General features: G+C 59.3%; 16 protein-coding genes and 2 pseudogenes. 7 read left to right on the top strand and 11 right to left on the bottom strand.

Going from position 1 to position 15,776, the window contains the following annotated elements:
- Window positions 1-73: 73 nt before the first annotated feature.
- Both nlpD and rpoS read left to right on the top strand, forming a co-directional pair.
- Complete coding sequence (nlpD, locus tag N438_RS10775) at window positions 74-1,210, top strand: murein hydrolase activator NlpD (RefSeq protein ID WP_008806218.1); 1,137 nt, start codon at window positions 74-76, stop codon at window positions 1,208-1,210.
- A gap of 157 nt (window positions 1,211-1,367) precedes the next feature.
- Complete coding sequence (rpoS, locus tag N438_RS10770) at window positions 1,368-2,360, top strand: RNA polymerase sigma factor RpoS (RefSeq protein ID WP_002915106.1); 993 nt, start codon at window positions 1,368-1,370, stop codon at window positions 2,358-2,360.
- 52 nt (window positions 2,361-2,412) lie between these two features.
- Here the strand turns inward: rpoS and N438_RS10765 are convergent, their stop codons facing one another.
- Window positions 2,413-2,790, bottom strand: coding sequence for a DUF4440 domain-containing protein (locus tag N438_RS10765; protein ID WP_008806216.1), 378 nt, complete (start codon window positions 2,788-2,790; stop codon window positions 2,413-2,415).
- On the bottom strand, window positions 2,787-3,989 hold the full coding sequence (locus tag N438_RS10760) for an MFS transporter (protein WP_032740915.1): 1,203 nt from the start codon (window positions 3,987-3,989) through the stop codon (window positions 2,787-2,789). The genes N438_RS10765 and N438_RS10760 overlap by 4 nt, the downstream gene beginning before the upstream one ends.
- Before the next feature lie 108 nt (window positions 3,990-4,097).
- Between N438_RS10760 and N438_RS10755 the strand changes: the two genes are divergently transcribed.
- Window positions 4,098-4,985 carry a LysR family transcriptional regulator gene (locus N438_RS10755; RefSeq protein ID WP_012540741.1) on the top strand — a complete coding sequence of 296 codons (888 nt, stop codon included), beginning with the start codon at window positions 4,098-4,100 and terminating at the stop codon, window positions 4,983-4,985.
- Window positions 4,986-4,993: 8 nt separating this feature from the next.
- Here N438_RS10755 and N438_RS10750 read toward each other — a convergent pair whose 3' ends face one another.
- Window positions 4,994-5,401, bottom strand: coding sequence for a MarR family transcriptional regulator (locus tag N438_RS10750; protein ID WP_008806213.1), 408 nt, complete (start codon window positions 5,399-5,401; stop codon window positions 4,994-4,996).
- Window positions 5,402-5,575: 174 nt separating this feature from the next.
- Between N438_RS10750 and N438_RS10745 the strand changes: the two genes are divergently transcribed.
- The 4 genes from N438_RS10745 (at window position 5,576) to N438_RS10725 (ending at window position 8,334) form a co-directional block, all read left to right on the top strand.
- The gene (locus tag N438_RS10745) at window positions 5,576-6,169 is read left to right on the top strand and encodes a non-oxidative hydroxyarylic acid decarboxylases subunit B (protein ID WP_002915099.1); all 594 of its coding nucleotides are present in this window, start codon (window positions 5,576-5,578) and stop codon (window positions 6,167-6,169) included.
- Window positions 6,169-7,596 carry a non-oxidative hydroxyarylic acid decarboxylases subunit C gene (locus N438_RS10740; protein ID WP_023340664.1) on the top strand — a complete coding sequence of 476 codons (1,428 nt, stop codon included), beginning with the start codon at window positions 6,169-6,171 and terminating at the stop codon, window positions 7,594-7,596. Before N438_RS10745 ends, N438_RS10740 begins: the two co-directional genes overlap by 1 nt.
- A gap of 10 nt (window positions 7,597-7,606) precedes the next feature.
- The gene (locus N438_RS10735; RefSeq protein ID WP_002915098.1) at window positions 7,607-7,843 is read left to right on the top strand and encodes a non-oxidative hydroxyarylic acid decarboxylases subunit D; all 237 of its coding nucleotides are present in this window, start codon (window positions 7,607-7,609) and stop codon (window positions 7,841-7,843) included.
- A 338-nt stretch (window positions 7,844-8,181) separates the two neighbouring features.
- Complete coding sequence (locus N438_RS10725) at window positions 8,182-8,334, top strand: Hok/Gef family protein (protein WP_002915097.1); 153 nt, start codon at window positions 8,182-8,184, stop codon at window positions 8,332-8,334.
- 118 nt (window positions 8,335-8,452) lie between these two features.
- Here N438_RS10725 and mutS read toward each other — a convergent pair whose 3' ends face one another.
- The 8 genes and pseudogenes from mutS to N438_RS10690 form a co-directional block, all read right to left on the bottom strand.
- Window positions 8,453-11,014 carry a DNA mismatch repair protein MutS gene (mutS, locus tag N438_RS10720; RefSeq protein ID WP_012967342.1) on the bottom strand — a complete coding sequence of 854 codons (2,562 nt, stop codon included), beginning with the start codon at window positions 11,012-11,014 and terminating at the stop codon, window positions 8,453-8,455.
- Between the two features lie 268 nt (window positions 11,015-11,282).
- Window positions 11,283-11,630: a DUF1493 family protein gene (locus N438_RS10715; protein ID WP_008806210.1), complete on the bottom strand. Its 348-nt coding sequence runs from the start codon at window positions 11,628-11,630 to the stop codon at window positions 11,283-11,285.
- Window positions 11,615-11,748, bottom strand: a pseudogene (locus tag N438_RS28755) (STM2901 family protein); the annotation flags it as partial. The gene N438_RS10715 and the pseudogene N438_RS28755, both read right to left, overlap by 16 nt.
- Window positions 11,748-11,816 (bottom strand): annotated as a pseudogene (locus tag N438_RS10710) (type VI secretion system tube protein Hcp); the annotation flags it as partial. The pseudogenes N438_RS28755 and N438_RS10710, both read right to left, overlap by 1 nt.
- A 278-nt stretch (window positions 11,817-12,094) precedes the next feature.
- Complete coding sequence (locus tag N438_RS10705; RefSeq protein WP_116696286.1) at window positions 12,095-12,874, bottom strand: heme ABC transporter ATP-binding protein; 780 nt, start codon at window positions 12,872-12,874, stop codon at window positions 12,095-12,097.
- Window positions 12,867-13,862, bottom strand: coding sequence for an iron ABC transporter permease (locus N438_RS10700; protein ID WP_032740911.1), 996 nt, complete (start codon window positions 13,860-13,862; stop codon window positions 12,867-12,869). Before N438_RS10700 ends, N438_RS10705 begins: the two co-directional genes overlap by 8 nt.
- Window positions 13,862-14,680 carry a hemin ABC transporter substrate-binding protein gene (locus N438_RS10695; RefSeq protein ID WP_012540746.1) on the bottom strand — a complete coding sequence of 273 codons (819 nt, stop codon included), beginning with the start codon at window positions 14,678-14,680 and terminating at the stop codon, window positions 13,862-13,864. The genes N438_RS10700 and N438_RS10695 overlap by 1 nt, the downstream gene beginning before the upstream one ends.
- Window positions 14,677-15,708 carry a ChuX/HutX family heme-like substrate-binding protein gene (locus tag N438_RS10690; RefSeq protein ID WP_116696285.1) on the bottom strand — a complete coding sequence of 344 codons (1,032 nt, stop codon included), beginning with the start codon at window positions 15,706-15,708 and terminating at the stop codon, window positions 14,677-14,679. Before N438_RS10690 ends, N438_RS10695 begins: the two co-directional genes overlap by 4 nt.
- Window positions 15,709-15,776 lie beyond the last annotated feature (68 nt).

Below are 15,776 nucleotides of genomic sequence, written 5' to 3'. Positions count from 1 at the left end.
CATTTTTCAGTGTCCTGGCCGGGCGCCGCCCGGTAAGCAAGATATTGGCAGTTAACATATTCCTGGGGGATAAATGAGCGCGGGAAGCACCAAATTTACCGTCAGCCGTATTGCGGCTCTTTCACTGGTTTCACTCTGGCTGGCCGGGTGTACCAACACCAATAATCCGCCAGCGCCGGTTAGCTCTGCCGGCGGTGCCGCCTCTTCCAGCACCAACTCCGGCATGCTGATTACGCCGCCATCCTCCGGCGTCAAGTCTGCTCCTCAGGCGCAGCCGATCCAGCCGGTACAGACCCAGACCATTCAGCCGCAGCCGACGCCGATGGCGCAGGAGCCGGTGCAGACGGTGAACGGTAAGATCGTTTACAACCGCAAATATGGCGATATTCCGAAAGGTAGCTACACCGGCGGCAGTACCTATACGGTCAAACGCGGCGACACGCTGTTCTATATCGCGTGGGTCACCGGCAACGATTTCCGCGACCTGGCGCAACGCAACAATGTCCCGGCCCCGTACGCGCTGAACGTGGGTCAGGTGCTGCAGGTCGGCAACGCCTCAGGCCAGCCGATCACTGGTGAAAACGCCGTTTCTCAGGCCAGCGCAAGGGCGAGCGGCGGTGCGACAGCCACCACAACTTCTGCACAAAAATCGACCGCGGTGGTTGCTTCACAACCGACTATTACGTATTCTGAATCTTCAGGTGAACAGAGTGCTACCAAGATGTTGCCTAATAATAAACCAGCGACCACGACCACAACGGTTGTCGCGCCGGTGACGGCACCAACAACGGTGAGCACAACCCAGCCGACTGCAAGCAGTACGTCAACCAGTTCGCCGATCTCATCATGGCGCTGGCCGACTGATGGCAAGGTTATCGAGAACTTTAGCGGCGCGGAAGGCGGCAATAAAGGTATCGACATTGCAGGCAGTAAGGGACAGGCTATTGTCGCGACCGCCGATGGGCGTGTCGTCTATGCCGGTAACGCACTGCGCGGCTACGGTAATCTTATTATCATCAAACACAACGATGATTACCTGAGTGCCTACGCTCATAACGATACCATGCTGGTTCGGGAGCAACAGGAAGTCAAAGCGGGGCAGAAAATCGCTACCATGGGTAGCACCGGAACCAGCTCAACAAGATTACATTTTGAAATTCGTTACAAGGGGAAATCCGTCAACCCGCTGCAGTACTTACCGCAGCGATAATTTGGCAAAGTACGGATAAGCGAAGCATCAGCTAACAGGCGCCAGGGCGGTGTCTATGTCCCTCTCGCAGAGAGGGCAGGGGAAATCGTCCAGGCGTCGTTTGTTGATGTGCCGTGGAAGGTGCTTTGCTCAGGGATCACGGGTAGGAGCCACCTTTATGAGTCAGAATACGCTGAAAGTTCATGATTTAAATGAAGACGCGGAATTTGATGAGAACGGAATTGAGGTTTTCGACGAGAAGGCCTTAGTAGAAGAGGAACCCAGTGATAGCGATCTGGCTGAGGAAGAGCTGCTGTCGCAAGGCGCAACACAACGCGTACTTGACGCCACTCAGCTTTATCTTGGAGAGATTGGTTATTCCCCACTGCTGACCGCGGAAGAGGAAGTCTATTTCGCGCGTCGCGCACTGCGTGGTGATGTCGCTTCACGCCGTCGCATGATTGAAAGCAACCTGCGTCTGGTGGTGAAGATTGCCCGTCGTTACAGCAATCGTGGTCTGGCGCTGCTGGATCTGATTGAAGAAGGTAACCTCGGACTGATCCGCGCCGTTGAAAAGTTTGACCCGGAACGTGGGTTCCGTTTTTCGACTTATGCGACCTGGTGGATCCGCCAGACTATTGAACGGGCGATCATGAACCAAACCCGTACGATCCGTTTGCCGATCCACATTGTTAAAGAGCTGAACGTCTATCTGCGTACCGCGCGCGAGTTGTCCCATAAGCTGGACCACGAGCCGAGTGCGGAAGAGATTGCCGAACAGCTGGACAAACCGGTCGATGACGTCAGCCGTATGCTGCGTCTGAACGAGCGCATCACCTCCGTGGATACTCCGCTGGGTGGCGATTCAGAAAAAGCGCTGCTGGATATTCTGGCCGATGAGAAAGAGAACGGCCCGGAAGACACCACGCAGGACGATGATATGAAGCAAAGCATCGTCAAATGGCTGTTCGAACTGAACGCCAAGCAGCGTGAAGTTCTGGCGCGTCGTTTCGGTCTGCTGGGTTATGAAGCAGCCACGCTGGAAGATGTGGGCCGTGAAATTGGCCTCACCCGCGAGCGTGTGCGGCAGATCCAGGTGGAAGGTCTACGTCGCCTGCGGGAAATTCTGCAGGGACAGGGGCTGAATATCGAAGCGCTCTTCCGCGAATAAGATCTTTTCTCTCAAAAAGGCCCCCTCGACAGTCGGGGCCTTTTTCTTTGCGCTAGCCGAGGCGGGTTTCCTGCAGATGACGCCAGATCATTTTTCCTTCCGCTTGCTGAAAAATCGCCGTCGACCAGCGTACGTTCTCACTGCCATCCGCCAGCGTTTGGCTTTCACGGTATCGCACTGCGGCGCCGTCGTGCCACTCGCTAATGATTTTCGCCTGATCCACCACGATGTGTAATCCCGGACGGGTTGCCCCCGCATGGTGGAAAAAACGGCTCACCGCCGGGTAGTCCATCTTCTCGCCGCCCGGAGGGATCATGATGAATTCGGCGGCAAAACGTGTCATCAGCGCCTCAGCGCTTCCTTCCCCCTGGCTTAACCAGCGTTCAATAAGGACATGGGCGTCGAGGACTTCCTGCAGATAAGGGTTCATGACTTCTCCAGAGTGGTGTGCAGGCGATGGATAATCGCCCGATTGTTCAGCCGCAGGCAAAACAGCAGCGGCAACAGGGTGATGGCAGCGGCGCTAATAAACACCCCCTGCCAGGCGTAGACCGGCGGGAACACCCTCAGCAGCAGGGCGAGCAGCGCGCTGCCGGCAAAGAAGCTGAGCTGGCGGTTCAGATTCCACAGCGCGCTGGCGTCAGGCATCTCTTCGGCAGGCATATGCAGGAAGGCGCTGCTTTGCGCAGTACTGCTGCATAAGCTGCCTCCGCCGCCCATCAGCGTAAAGGCCAGAATCAACAGCGCCAGCGGGCTGTGCGTATCGATCTTCAGCAGCAGCAGGATCCCCGCCGCCTGAAGCAGGCAGCCGATGACGACCAGCGGCCGGGGCCCGAAGCGGTTGAAATACCTGCCGGTAAAAGTGATGGCGGCGAACGAGGCCAGTGACCAGGGCACCATCAGGGCACCGATGGCCCCCGGCGCCATCCCGGTGACGCGTTGCAGGTAGAACATCCCGACCACGTTGACGCCAATAAACATCCCCGGTACGCAGAGGTAGATCAGCATCGCGAAGCGCAGCAGGGGATCGGCCAGCAACGACAGCGGAAGAAAGCGAGTTGGGCGAACCGGGCCGGGGCTGTCGTTCAGCCATCGCACTGCCAGCACAAAGGTTAGCAGAGCCACAGGCAGGCTGGCGAAAAAGACCCAGCGCCAGCTGAAGGCCTCGACTAACAAGCCGCCGATCGCCGGCGAGCAGGCTGGCGCCAGCAGGCCGACCAGCATCACCGCCGCCGAGAGTTTCGCCCGCTCATGCGACTGAAACAGCGGCCACGTCAATGCCTGGCCAAGGGGGATTAACAGCCCGCCGCCCATCCCCTGCAGCGTCCGCCAGAAAATCAGCTCGCCGAGACTGCTGGCAAGCCCTGCCGCCAGCGCGCCGAGGCTGAACAGCCCCAGCGAAAGTAAAAACAGCCGTTTCGCCCCCCAGCGCTGACTAAGCCAGGCGCTGAACGGTACGACGACCGTCAGACCGAGAATATAGGCATTGCTGACCCACGCCAGCTGAGAGACGGAAACCGCCAGCGCGCGGCTGATGGCCGGGAAGGCGATGCTGGCGATAAACATATTGATCAAATCGAGAAAAAAGCCGAACAGAAAAACGGTGGCAACGCGGTGGCGATAGGTCATGGTTCACTCCCTCAGACAGGCGGCTACTGTAAACCCGGTTCTGCGGGGGATAAACGGGGCTGGTCGGGATATACTGTCTGAATATTTTTGACAATCATCCGGACGACAATGCTTAATCTTCAGCGTGTGACCATGTTTATCGCCGTGGTGGATGCCGGCAGCTTCACCCTGGCCGCTGCGGCGCTGGGGCAGACCAAGGCGGTGGTCAGCTTTAACGTGCGGCAACTGGAAAATGAGCTGGGGGTGACCCTGCTGCTGCGCTCTACGCGTCGTCTGCGGCTCACTGACGCCGGGACGTTGTTCTATCAGCGCGGGGTGGCGCTGCTGAAAGCGGCGGAAAATCTGCAGGATGAGGTGCGGGCCAGCCATACCGGCTTAAGTGGCGAGCTGCGGATCACCACCACGCCGGAGTATGGCGCGCAGGTTATCATTCCGGCGCTAGCCGCGTTTGCCCGTCGTCACCCGGCGCTGCGGGTGCGCCACGTCTCCTCCTCCCATCATGCGGACCTCATTTCAGAACGATTTGATGTGGCGATACGCCTCGGTACGCTGGCCGATTCCCGCTATCGGGCGACGCGGATAGCCAGTTTCGCGATCCTGCCCGTCGCCTCTCCGGCCTGGCTGGCAAGCCATCCGGTGCAGACGCTGTCCGATCTGGCGCAAGCTGACTGGATTATTCATGAGCGTCTGTCGGCGCCGCTGCGCTGGCAGCTGCGCACGGATCAACAGACAGAGGTAGATTTCGCCATCGCCAGCGCGCCGCGCTTTTCAGCCGACAGCGCTACGGCGCTGATGAGCTTTGCCCTGGCCGGGTGCGGCATCGCCTTGCTGCCGGCATGGCTGGTAGCCGAAAAAGTGGCGCAGCGGGAGCTGGTGCCGCTCCTGTCGGAATACCATTTCCCACAGCAGGGCGTGTATGCCCTTTATCCCGATGCGCAGCATATGCCGACCCGGGTGCGGGCGTTTATTGACTTCCTGCGCGAGAAGGTCGGTTAAGCGCCCGTTCAGGGCGCCATCATTTTGCGCACCAGCCGGGTGAACTGTTCACGTTCGCCATCGCTCAGGCGGCCGAGAAACTCGTCATCGATCTCATTGCCCTGCGGAATCGAACGGTTAAGCAACGCCTCGCCTTGTTCGGTCAGATAGACAAAACGGCGGCGTTTATCGGCGGGATCGTGTTCCCGGCGCACCAGGCCGCGCGCCTCCATCCGGCTGAGCATCTCCGCCAGCGTGGCCTTGGTACTGACCGCCGCTTCAATCAGCACGACCTGCTCAATACCCGGCTGCTCCGCTACCGAGCGCATCACCGCATACTGAGGTTTAGTCAGGTCCGGTAACGCCTGCTGCCAGCGGGCGGTATGTTGTTGAAAAAGCTGGCGCAGCAGGTGAAATGCTTCGTTTCGTAACTCCATGAATACTCCGTAACAAAACTGTCACCTCTATGATAGCCGTTCGTACGCCATTTTATACCCTTTCTGCGTTTTTGATTAAAAATGCGCACGTATACGAACGATCTTGTCATCCCTGTCCGGAGAGGGTAATTTAAATATAAAGTTCGTGTACGAACAAAATGAATGAGGTCTGGAATGAAACTGATTATTGGGATGACGGGGGCCACCGGGGCTCCGCTTGGGGTGGCATTGCTGCAGGCGCTACGTGATATGCCGGAGGTGGAAACCCACCTGGTGATGTCGAAATGGGCCAAAACCACCATCGAGCTGGAAACGCCCTGGACAGCGCGCGAAGTGGCCGCGCTGGCGGACTTTTCCCACAGCCCGGCAGACCAGGCCGCCACCATCTCTTCCGGTTCATTTCGTACCGACGGCATGATCGTTATTCCCTGCAGTATGAAAACGCTGGCAGGCATTCGCGCGGGTTATGCCGAAGGGCTGGTGGGCCGCGCGGCGGACGTGGTGCTCAAAGAGGGGCGCAAGCTGGTGCTGGTCCCGCGGGAAATGCCGCTCAGCACGATCCATCTGGAGAACATGCTGGCGCTGTCGCGCATGGGCGTGGCGATGGTGCCGCCGATGCCGGCTTACTACAACCACCCGGAGACGGTTGACGATATCACCAATCATATCGTCACCCGGGTGCTGGATCAGTTTGGCCTCGACTATCACAAAGCGCGCCGCTGGAACGGCTTGCGCACGGCAGAACAATTTGCACAGGAGATCGAATAATGGCTTTTGATGATTTGCGCAGCTTTTTGCAGGCGCTGAATGACCAGGGACAACTGCTGAAAATCAGTGAAGAGGTGAACGCTGAGCCCGATCTGGCGGCGGCCGCCAATGCGACCGGACGCATCGGCGACGGCGCCCCGGCGCTGTGGTTCGATAATATTCGCGGCTTTACCGACGCCCGCGTGACGATGAACACCATCGGCTCGTGGCAGAACCATGCCATCTCGCTGGGCCTGCCGCCCAACACGCCGGTGAAAAAGCAGATTGATGAATTCATTCGCCGCTGGGATAACTTCCCGGTGACGCCAGAGCGCCGCGCCAACCCGGCGTGGGCGGAAAACACCGTGGATGGCGACGATATCAACCTGTTCGATATTCTGCCACTGTTCCGCCTCAACGATGGTGACGGCGGTTTCTACCTCGATAAAGCCTGTGTCGTTTCGCGCGATCCGCTTGATCCTGACAACTTCGGTAAGCAAAACGTCGGTATCTACCGCATGGAAGTGAAAGGCAAGCGCAAGCTCGGCCTGCAGCCGGTGCCGATGCACGATATCGCGCTGCATCTGCACAAAGCGGAAGAGCGTGGGGAAGATCTGCCGATCGCTATTACCCTCGGTAACGACCCGATTATTACCCTGATGGGCGCCACGCCGCTGAAATACGATCAATCAGAATATGAAATGGCTGGCGCGCTGCGCGAGAGCCCGTATCCCATCGCCACCGCGCCGCTGACCGGCTTTGACGTGCCCTGGGGTTCGGAAGTGATCCTCGAAGGGGTCATTGAAGGGCGTAAGCGTGAGATCGAGGGGCCGTTCGGTGAGTTTACCGGTCACTACTCCGGCGGTCGTAACATGACGGTAGTGCGTATCGACAAAGTCTCGTATCGCAGCAAACCGATTTTTGAATCGCTCTATCTCGGTATGCCGTGGACCGAGATTGACTATCTGATGGGCCCGGCGACCTGCGTGCCGCTGTATCAGCAGTTGAAGGCAGAGTTCCCGGAAGTGCAGGCGGTCAACGCCATGTACACCCATGGTCTGCTGGCGATCATCTCCACCAAAAAACGCTACGGCGGTTTTGCCCGCGCGGTGGGCCTGCGGGCGATGACCACTCCGCACGGCCTCGGCTATGTGAAGATGGTGATCATGGTTGATGAAGACGTCGACCCGTTCAACCTGCCGCAGGTGATGTGGGCGCTCTCCTCGAAAGTTAACCCGGCGGGTGACCTGGTGCAGTTGCCGAACATGTCGGTCCTTGAACTTGACCCTGGCTCCAGCCCGGCAGGCATCACCGACAAACTGATTATCGACGCCACCACCCCGGTTGCGCCGGACCTTCGCGGCCACTACAGCCAGCCGGTGCAGGATCTGCCGGAAACTAAAGCCTGGGCTGAAAAACTGACCGCTATGCTGGCCAACCGTAAATAAGGAGAAAAAGATGATTTGTCCACGTTGCGCCGATGAAAAGATTGAAGTCATGGCGACCTCGCCGGTGAAAGGGGTCTGGACCGTGTATCAGTGCCAGCACTGTCTTTACACCTGGCGAGATACCGAGCCGCTGCGCCGCACCAGTCGCGAACACTATCCGGAAGCGTTCCGCATGACGCAGAAAGATATTGATGAGGCACCGCAGGTGCCACACGTACCGCCGCTATTGCCGGAAGATAAGCGTTAATGAAAGGGGCCCGCTAAGTCGGGCCTTTTTTATATTTAGTACAATTATGGAAGCTATTTTTTCATTAAATTAAAAAATTACGCGAAGGGTTAATATACTGGGATGACTTTGCGAGCCTGCTTCCAGATTATTATAAAATCCGTCTGATTAATTCCTTGCAGATAAATTTCACGCCCTGACGAGTATAGAATAGCGGCGGGTGCTTGAGGCTGTCTGGCCTTGAGCATTACCAGGACCCCAGACAGACGAAAGCCCCAGGAGATATTTCTATCAACTGAGGCTAGCGAATGAACATCGACAATTCAGATGTTAGTCTCTTCTTTGCAGGGAGGCAAGATATGCTGACAAAATATGCCCTTGTGGCAATCATCGTACTCTGTATTACGGTACTGGGATTTACGCTGTTGGTGCACAGCTCACTATGCGAGCTGAGTATTAAAGAGCGTAATATTGAGTTTAAAGCTGTTCTCGCTTACGAATCGAAGAAGTAGCATCCGCGCGGGGGCAACCCCGCGTATGGGTTGTCAGGACGCATCCTCTAGCACCCATTTTTAGTTTGTTAAAACGGCAGCGCTGAGCGGCGCTGCCGTTTTTCACCTTAATGGGTGGCTAAACCAGGCTTTTCAGACGGTAGATCCACTCCAGCGCCTGACGCGGGGTCAGGGAGTCGGGATCAAGATTCTCCAGTGCTTCAACCGCAGGCGAGGTCTCTTCCGGGGCGGCGAGCAGCGACATCTGCGTGCCGTCGACCTGGGTCGCCGCCGCGTTGGGCGAGATGCTCTCCAGCTCGCGCAGTTTCTGCCGCGCGCGCTTGATCACCTCTTTCGGCACCCCGGCCAGCGCGGCGACCGCCAGGCCATAGCTCTTGCTGGCCGCGCCATCCTGCACGCTGTGCATAAAGGCGATGGTATCGCCGTGCTCCAGCGCGTCGAGGTGGACGTTGGCGACGCCTTCCATTTTCTCCGGCAGCTGAGTGAGCTCGAAGTAGTGGGTGGCGAACAGCGTCAGCGCCTTGATTTTGTTGGCCAGATTTTCCGCACAGGCCCACGCCAGCGATAGCCCGTCGTAGGTGGACGTGCCGCGGCCAATCTCATCCATCAGCACCAGGCTATGCTCGGTGGCGTTGTGCAGAATATTGGCGGTTTCAGTCATCTCCACCATAAAGGTCGAGCGGCCGCTGGCCAGGTCATCCGCCGCGCCGACGCGGGTAAAGATGCGATCGATGGGCCCGATCTCCACCTTCTGCGCCGGGACGTAGCTGCCGATATAGGCCAGCAGCGCAATCAGCGCGGTCTGGCGCATATAGGTACTTTTACCGCCCATGTTCGGCCCGGTGATGATCAGCATCCGCCGCTGCGGCGCTAGCTGCAGCGGGTTGGCGATAAACGGCTCTTTCAGCACCTGCTCGACCACCGGATGGCGGCCTTCGCTGATGCGAATGCCCGGCTTATCGCTAAAGGTCGGACAGCAGTAGTTCAGGGTTTCCGCCCGTTCCGCCAGGTTGACCAGCACGTCCAGCTCGGCCAGCGCGCTGGCGCTGGTTTGCAGGTCGGCGAGATGCGGCAGCAGCAGGTCGAACAGTTCGTCATAAAGCTGTTTTTCCAGTGCCAGCGCTTTGCCCTTGGAGGTCAGCACCTTATCTTCGTATTCCTTCAGCTCAGGAATAATGTAGCGTTCGGCGTTCTTCAGCGTCTGGCGGCGCACGTAGTGGATCGGCGCGAGGTGGCTCTGGCCGCGGCTAATCTGGATGTAGTAGCCGTGGACGGCGTTGTAGCCGACTTTCAGGGTATCGAGGCCCAGCCGCTCGCGCTCGCGGATCTCCAGCTTATCGAGATAATCGGTGGCGCCATCGGCCAGCGCCCGCCACTCGTCCAGCTCTTCGCTATAGCCCGGAGCGATGACTCCGCCGTCGCGGACCAGCACCGGCGGCGCGTCAATCACCGCGCGCTCCAGCAGTTCGCGCAGTTCGGTGAACTCGCCCATTTTCTCGCGCAATTTTTGCACCGGCTGACGGTCAACGTCGGCCAGCAGCTCACGCAGCAGCGGCAACTGCTGCAGGGCATGACGCATGCGGGCTAAATCGCGTGGACGGGCGGTACGCAGCGCCAGACGCGCCAGAATACGTTCCAGATCGCCGACCTGGCGCAGCACCGGCTGCAGCTCGGTATAGCGCTCCTGCAGCGCGCCGATGGTCTGCTGGCGCTCCACCAGCACGGCGGTATCGCGGACCGGCATATGCAGCCAGCGCTTGAGCATCCGGCTGCCCATCGGCGTCACCGTACAGTCGAGTACCGAGGCCAGGGTGTTGTCGGTGCCGCCGGCCAGATTCTGGGTGATCTCGAGGTTACGGCGGGTGGCGGCATCCATAATGATGCTGTCCTGCTGGCGTTCCATGGTGATGGAACGGATGTGCGGCAGCGAGGTGCGCTGAGTGTCTTTGACATACTGCAGCAGGCAGCCGGCGGCGCACAGGCCGCGTGGGGCGTTTTCCACGCCGAAGCCGACCAGATCGCGGGTGCCGAACTGCAGGTTAAGCTGCTGGCGCGCGGTGTCGATTTCAAATTCCCACAGCGGGCGACGGCGCAGACCGCGGCGGCCCTCGATCAGCGACGATTCGGCAAAATCTTCCGCATACAGCAGTTCCGCCGGATTAGTACGCTGCAGCTCTGCCGCCATGGTTTCGCGGTCGGCCGGTTCACTCAGGCGAAAGCGCCCGGAGCTGATATCCAGCGTCGCGTAACCAAAGCCCTTGCTGTCCTGCCAGATGGCGGCCAGCAGGTTGTCCTGGCGCTCCTGCAGCAGCGCTTCATCGCTGATGGTGCCCGGCGTAACGATACGCACCACTTTACGCTCGACCGGTCCCTTGGTGGTGGCCGGGTCGCCAATCTGCTCGCAAATGGCCACCGACTCGCCCTGGTTGACCAGTTTGGCGAGGTAGTTCTCGACCGCGTGGTGGGGGATGCCGGCCATCGGGATGGGTTCGCCCGCGGAGGCGCCGCGCTTGGTCAGCGAGATATCGAGCAGCTGCGACGCGCGTTTCGCATCGTCATAAAATAGCTCGTAAAAATCCCCCATCCGGTAAAACAGTAGAATGTCAGGATGTTGCGCCTTCAGCTTGAGATACTGCTGCATCATCGGCGTGTGGGCGTCGAGATTGTCAATTGTGCTCATGGGGTGTTATCCAGATCCCTGATTTGAAATGGCTGCGATTTTGTAGTTGTCGTCGTTATCACATGGATGAGACATAATAACGGAGATGGGCAGGTGAGGGAAACCGACGAAAGCGCGCGGCGCGATCCGGATTCCAGTTGCAGAGGGGGCGGGGTACCGTCACAGTGGTTGAATCACCGGCACGCGATCGTCTTCATGCATTACGTTCGCCGTCGATGTTGTTCTGCCTTCTGGCCGCAGACCTCGTTACGACAACGGCTTGTGGTTGCTAGTCGTAAAGCCATTTACCTGCTTTTGCTGATTCGGCAAACATTTTGATGGTTAAAGGTTTACGCGTTTTTTCTACATCTTCTCGTTTTACTTTAAACCACCGAGTTAGCATTGGAGTATTCTCCCAAGGGAAATAACACGACCATTTAACACTGGAAAGATCAACATTAAATTTTTGTTCAAATTTATTTAAAGCGTCATGCAGATCGTCGCCGGGAGCATCAAATAAGTCATAATCAAGTTCCAATGGGATTTCTTTCCAATTTTTATCTAAACGGGTTGAGATCTCATCTTTAAACAAGTCTAAAACCTGATCTTGAATGCTTTTCATTAAAAGGATGTCCATTGTATACGGTCTTTGTGGCGAGCTATTGGTTTGTATTTTCGTGAGTTTTCCTTGAGGCTTGATAAATTGAGTTTACAAGTCCTATCCAACCTAACCACGGAACATAACGGGCGATAACACATCACAACCACCTTTGATTAGTGCCCCACCGTCGTCGTATATCCACATATTACCTGGAATAGCCATGCTTCTTCTTCCCTCTATTATCATTAGTAAGAAAACAGTGTATCGAGTTGATTAAGCGCAGTAAATAATCAATGTGTCGTTTTTGGATTAATACGGGAAATATCTTCTCTGTAATGATGGTTTATATTTAAAAATAGCTGTCGTAAATATTTCATTGGGTTATTACGCCATTGGTATAGATTTTAAATATAAATGACCCTCAATAATATAATGCAGGCAATTATTGCCAGAAAGCGTAAGCGCGGCGCGATCCGGATTCCAGTTGCGCCGCGCGGGGATTATGGCGCCAGATAAACCTGGGGGGCCGCGTTGTCCGGGTGCTGGACGAGGCGGACATCCGCCCCGTACCAGCGATGGATAACCGGCTGCTGGATCACCTCCTGCGGCGTGCCCTGGGCGACCAGATGGCCCTGGTGGAGCAGCAGAATGCGGTCGGCCCACAGGGCGGCGAGGTTAAGGTCATGCAGCACCACGCAGACATGCAGTTGCCCGCCGGCGGTGAGCCGTTTGAGCAAACGCAGCAGGTGCTGCTGATAGTAAAGATCCAGCGCCGAGGTGGGCTCATCGAGAAACAGCCAGCCCTGCGGCGCGCCGTCGCGCCACAGCTGCGCCAGACAGCGGGCCAGCTGCACCCGCTGCTGCTCGCCGCCGGAGAGGCCGGGATAGCGGCGACCGGCAAGGCCATCGCAGCCGGTGACGGCCATCACCGCCGCCAGCACCGCCGGATCTGCCGTCGCGCCCCACGGTGCGCGTCCCATGGCAATGACCGTTTCCACCGTCCAGTCGGCCTGCAGGGCCGTTCGCTGCAGCATGACCGCCCGACGGCGCGACAGCGCCTCGGGGGACCAGGCCTCCAGCGGCTTGCCTGCAAGACGGCGGGTGCCGCTGTCCGGAGTCAGAAAGCCGGTCAACAGCCGCAGCAGGGTGGATTTCCCGGCGCCGTTCGGTCCGATAAGCGCTGTCATCTCGCCGCCGCGCAGCGCGACGGAGACGTTGTCGATAATCTGTCGTTTACCAAGGTGAAGTGACAGCCCCTGGGCGCAGTATTCATTAACCATGTCTGGAGTTCTCCCGACGAAAGACCAGCCACAGAAACCAGGGGGCGCCCAGCAGGCTGGTGAGCAGACCGACCGGTATCTCCGCCGGCGCCGCCACGGTGCGAGCCAGGGTGTCGGCCAGCAGAAGCAGGATCGCGCCGGCCAACAGCGAGCCGGGGATCAGTCCGCGATGGTCCGGCCCCAGCCACAGGCGCATCAGGTGCGGCACCACCAGGCCGATAAAGCCGATGACTCCGCTGATGGCCACCGCGGCGGCCACCAGCACCGCGCTGCACAGCAGCAGCCAGCGCTGTAGCGCCTGCACGTTGACCCCGAGATAGTGTGCCTCTTCATCGCCAAGCTGCAGCAGATTGAGGCGGGACGCCATCCACCACACCGCCAGCGCCGCCGGGATAATCAAGGTCGCGGCCACCAGCAGCGTCGGCCATTCGGCCTGGCCCAGACTGCCCATGCCCCACAGCGACAGCTGGCGCAGCTGGGCGTCATTGCTCAGCCAGGACAGGACGCCGACCAGCGCGCCGCACAGCGCGTTGATGGCGATCCCCACCAGCAGCAGGCGCGACAGCGAACCCTCTTCCGCCCGGCTGAGGATGAAAATCACCACCATCACCGCCAGGCTGCCAATAAACGCCGCCAGCATCGGCATGTACAGGGCGATCAGCCCCGTAGCGGAGAACGGAAGCACCAGCCAGCTGGCCACCGCCAGCGCGGCGCCGCTGCTGATGCCCAGCAGGCCCGGGTCGGCAAGTGGGTTGCGAAACAGCCCCTGCATCACGCAACCGGAGAGGGCCAGCGCCGCGCCCACCAGCAGGGCCAGCAGCACCCGCGGCAGACGGATACTCAGCCAGATGTGGCGCAGCATCTCATCCCCGGAAGGCAGCAGGTTGACCAGCGGCAAGCGCATAGCGCCGAGGGTGGTGGCAAACAGCGTCAGGGAGACCAGCAGCAGCGTCATCAACAGCAAACGGCGGGCGAGGGCAGGGCGCATCAGGGCAACTGCTCCGCTTTGTTTCGCAGCGCGATTATCGCCTGCGGGGTGCGCGGCCCGAAGCCGAGCAGGGCCATATCGTCGATCGTCAGCAGCTGTTTATGACGCCCCGCCGGGGTCTGTGCCAGACCGGGCAGTTTCCACAGCCCGGCTTCGCCGCCCATCCCTTTGAGACCATCGGCGGAGATCACCACCAGATCCGCCTGGCTGGCGGCGACCCCTTCCTGCGACATGGCGCGATAGTGGTCGAAGCCCTGCATCGCGTTCTGCAGCCCGGCGGCGCGAATGGCGCCATCGGCCGCGGTGTGCTGTCCGGCCACCAGGGTATTCATTCCGCCGTGGCTGAGAATAAACAGCACCCGCTTAGCAACCGGCTGCGTGGGAATGGCGGCGATCTGTTGCTGAAGCTGCTGGCGCAGCGCGTCGCCTGCCGCCGTTTTGCCTAACGCTTCGGCAATGACAGCCACTTTGTTATCGATCGCGGACAGACTTTCGCCGCCCGGCACGTTAACCACCTTCACCCCGCTCGCCTGTACTTTGTGTAAGACCAGCGAGGGCTGCGCCTGGGCGCTCGCTAATACCAGCTGCGGGCGTAACGCGAGGATCCCCTCGGCGTTCAGCTGTCGCAGGTAGCCGACGTCCGGCAGCTTTTGCGCCGCCGGGGGCCAGCTGCTGGTGCTGTCCCGCGCCACCAGGCTCTGTTCCGCGTCAAGGGCATAGACGATCTCAGTGACATCTCCGCCGAGGGTGACGAGTCGCTCAACGGCGGCGTGGCTCAGCAGCGGGAAAGCGATGAAGAGCAGTAACCAGCGCATCATGCGGGCAGTCCTTCACGGGTCAGACGATCTACCTGCTGGCGCCATTGTGCCTGCTCTGGGTGGCCTTCGCTGCGCTGGCCATAGAGCTGGGCAATCTGGGTGCCGTCTTTGGCGAACAGTTCGACGCTGGTGACGTGTCCATCTGAGGTCGGTTTACGGGTCACCCACACTTCATCGAGGCTCTCTTCGCGCAGATGCAGGGTAAAAGTGGTATTGAAGATATTCAGCCAGCCGCGCATGGGGGCCAGCTTTTCCAGGGCGCCGGTGAAGATCTGCACGCAGCCGCGATTGCCGACGAAAATCATAATTTCATTACCTTCCTGGCGCACCGTCTCCAGCAGCGGCGGCAGCGCATGGCGATCCACGCGGCAGGCGAGGTCGTCGCTCACCAGACGGAAAGCCTGCTGGCGGGAAAGCTGATATTTACGCAGCAGACCGAAGAACTGGTGAACGTCGGTCATCGCGCGCCAGTCGTTCTCCAGGGCGGCGCTGTCGGCGGTATCGGCATATTTCACCGGCTCCAGCGGGCGCAGGGCCAGCGGTGCCGGCGCCGCCACCCGATGTTCCGCGATCAGGGTGTCCCAGGCCGCCATGTCGGTCTGCGTGGTCGCATAGACTTTCAGCAGGGCGTCGCCGTGGTGGTCGAAAAACTGGATGCTCTGACGGCCATTATCGTTCAGATGGAAGGCGCTGGCCCACTGGCTGAGGAACAGACGCAGGTCGAGCGCGCGCGGGTTCAGCACCAGCCCGGCGTGGCCGCTGAGGTGCTGGTGCGTGAACTGGCCCACCTGCTCATGCACGGCATACTCGTTGCGGCAGATGCATTTGGTTTCGCCGACGCGCTCCAGGGCGGCAATCAGCGTCCGGGCGTCATCGCTCAGGCGCACGGCATCATGGCCGAGGCGGGCGGCGGTCAGCTCGGCTTCGCTGATCCCCATTTCCGCGGCGATATCGCGGGCATATTTCGCGGTACTGGCCGCTTTGGTGGCCTGGTAGCGCTGCCACAGGTCAGGGTGTGCATTTGGCATAATCATATCCTTCTCGACGATGAATATCCCCGGCCGGCGGGCCGGGGGCAGGTGCGTTATTATTCGGG

The organism is Klebsiella sp. GL120222-02 (genome assembly GCF_003097195.1).
Lineage (GTDB): Bacteria > Pseudomonadota > Gammaproteobacteria > Enterobacterales > Enterobacteriaceae > Klebsiella > Klebsiella variicola.
Note: the sequence above shows the minus strand (reverse complement) of the source record. Positions and strands in the feature narration are given on the sequence as shown.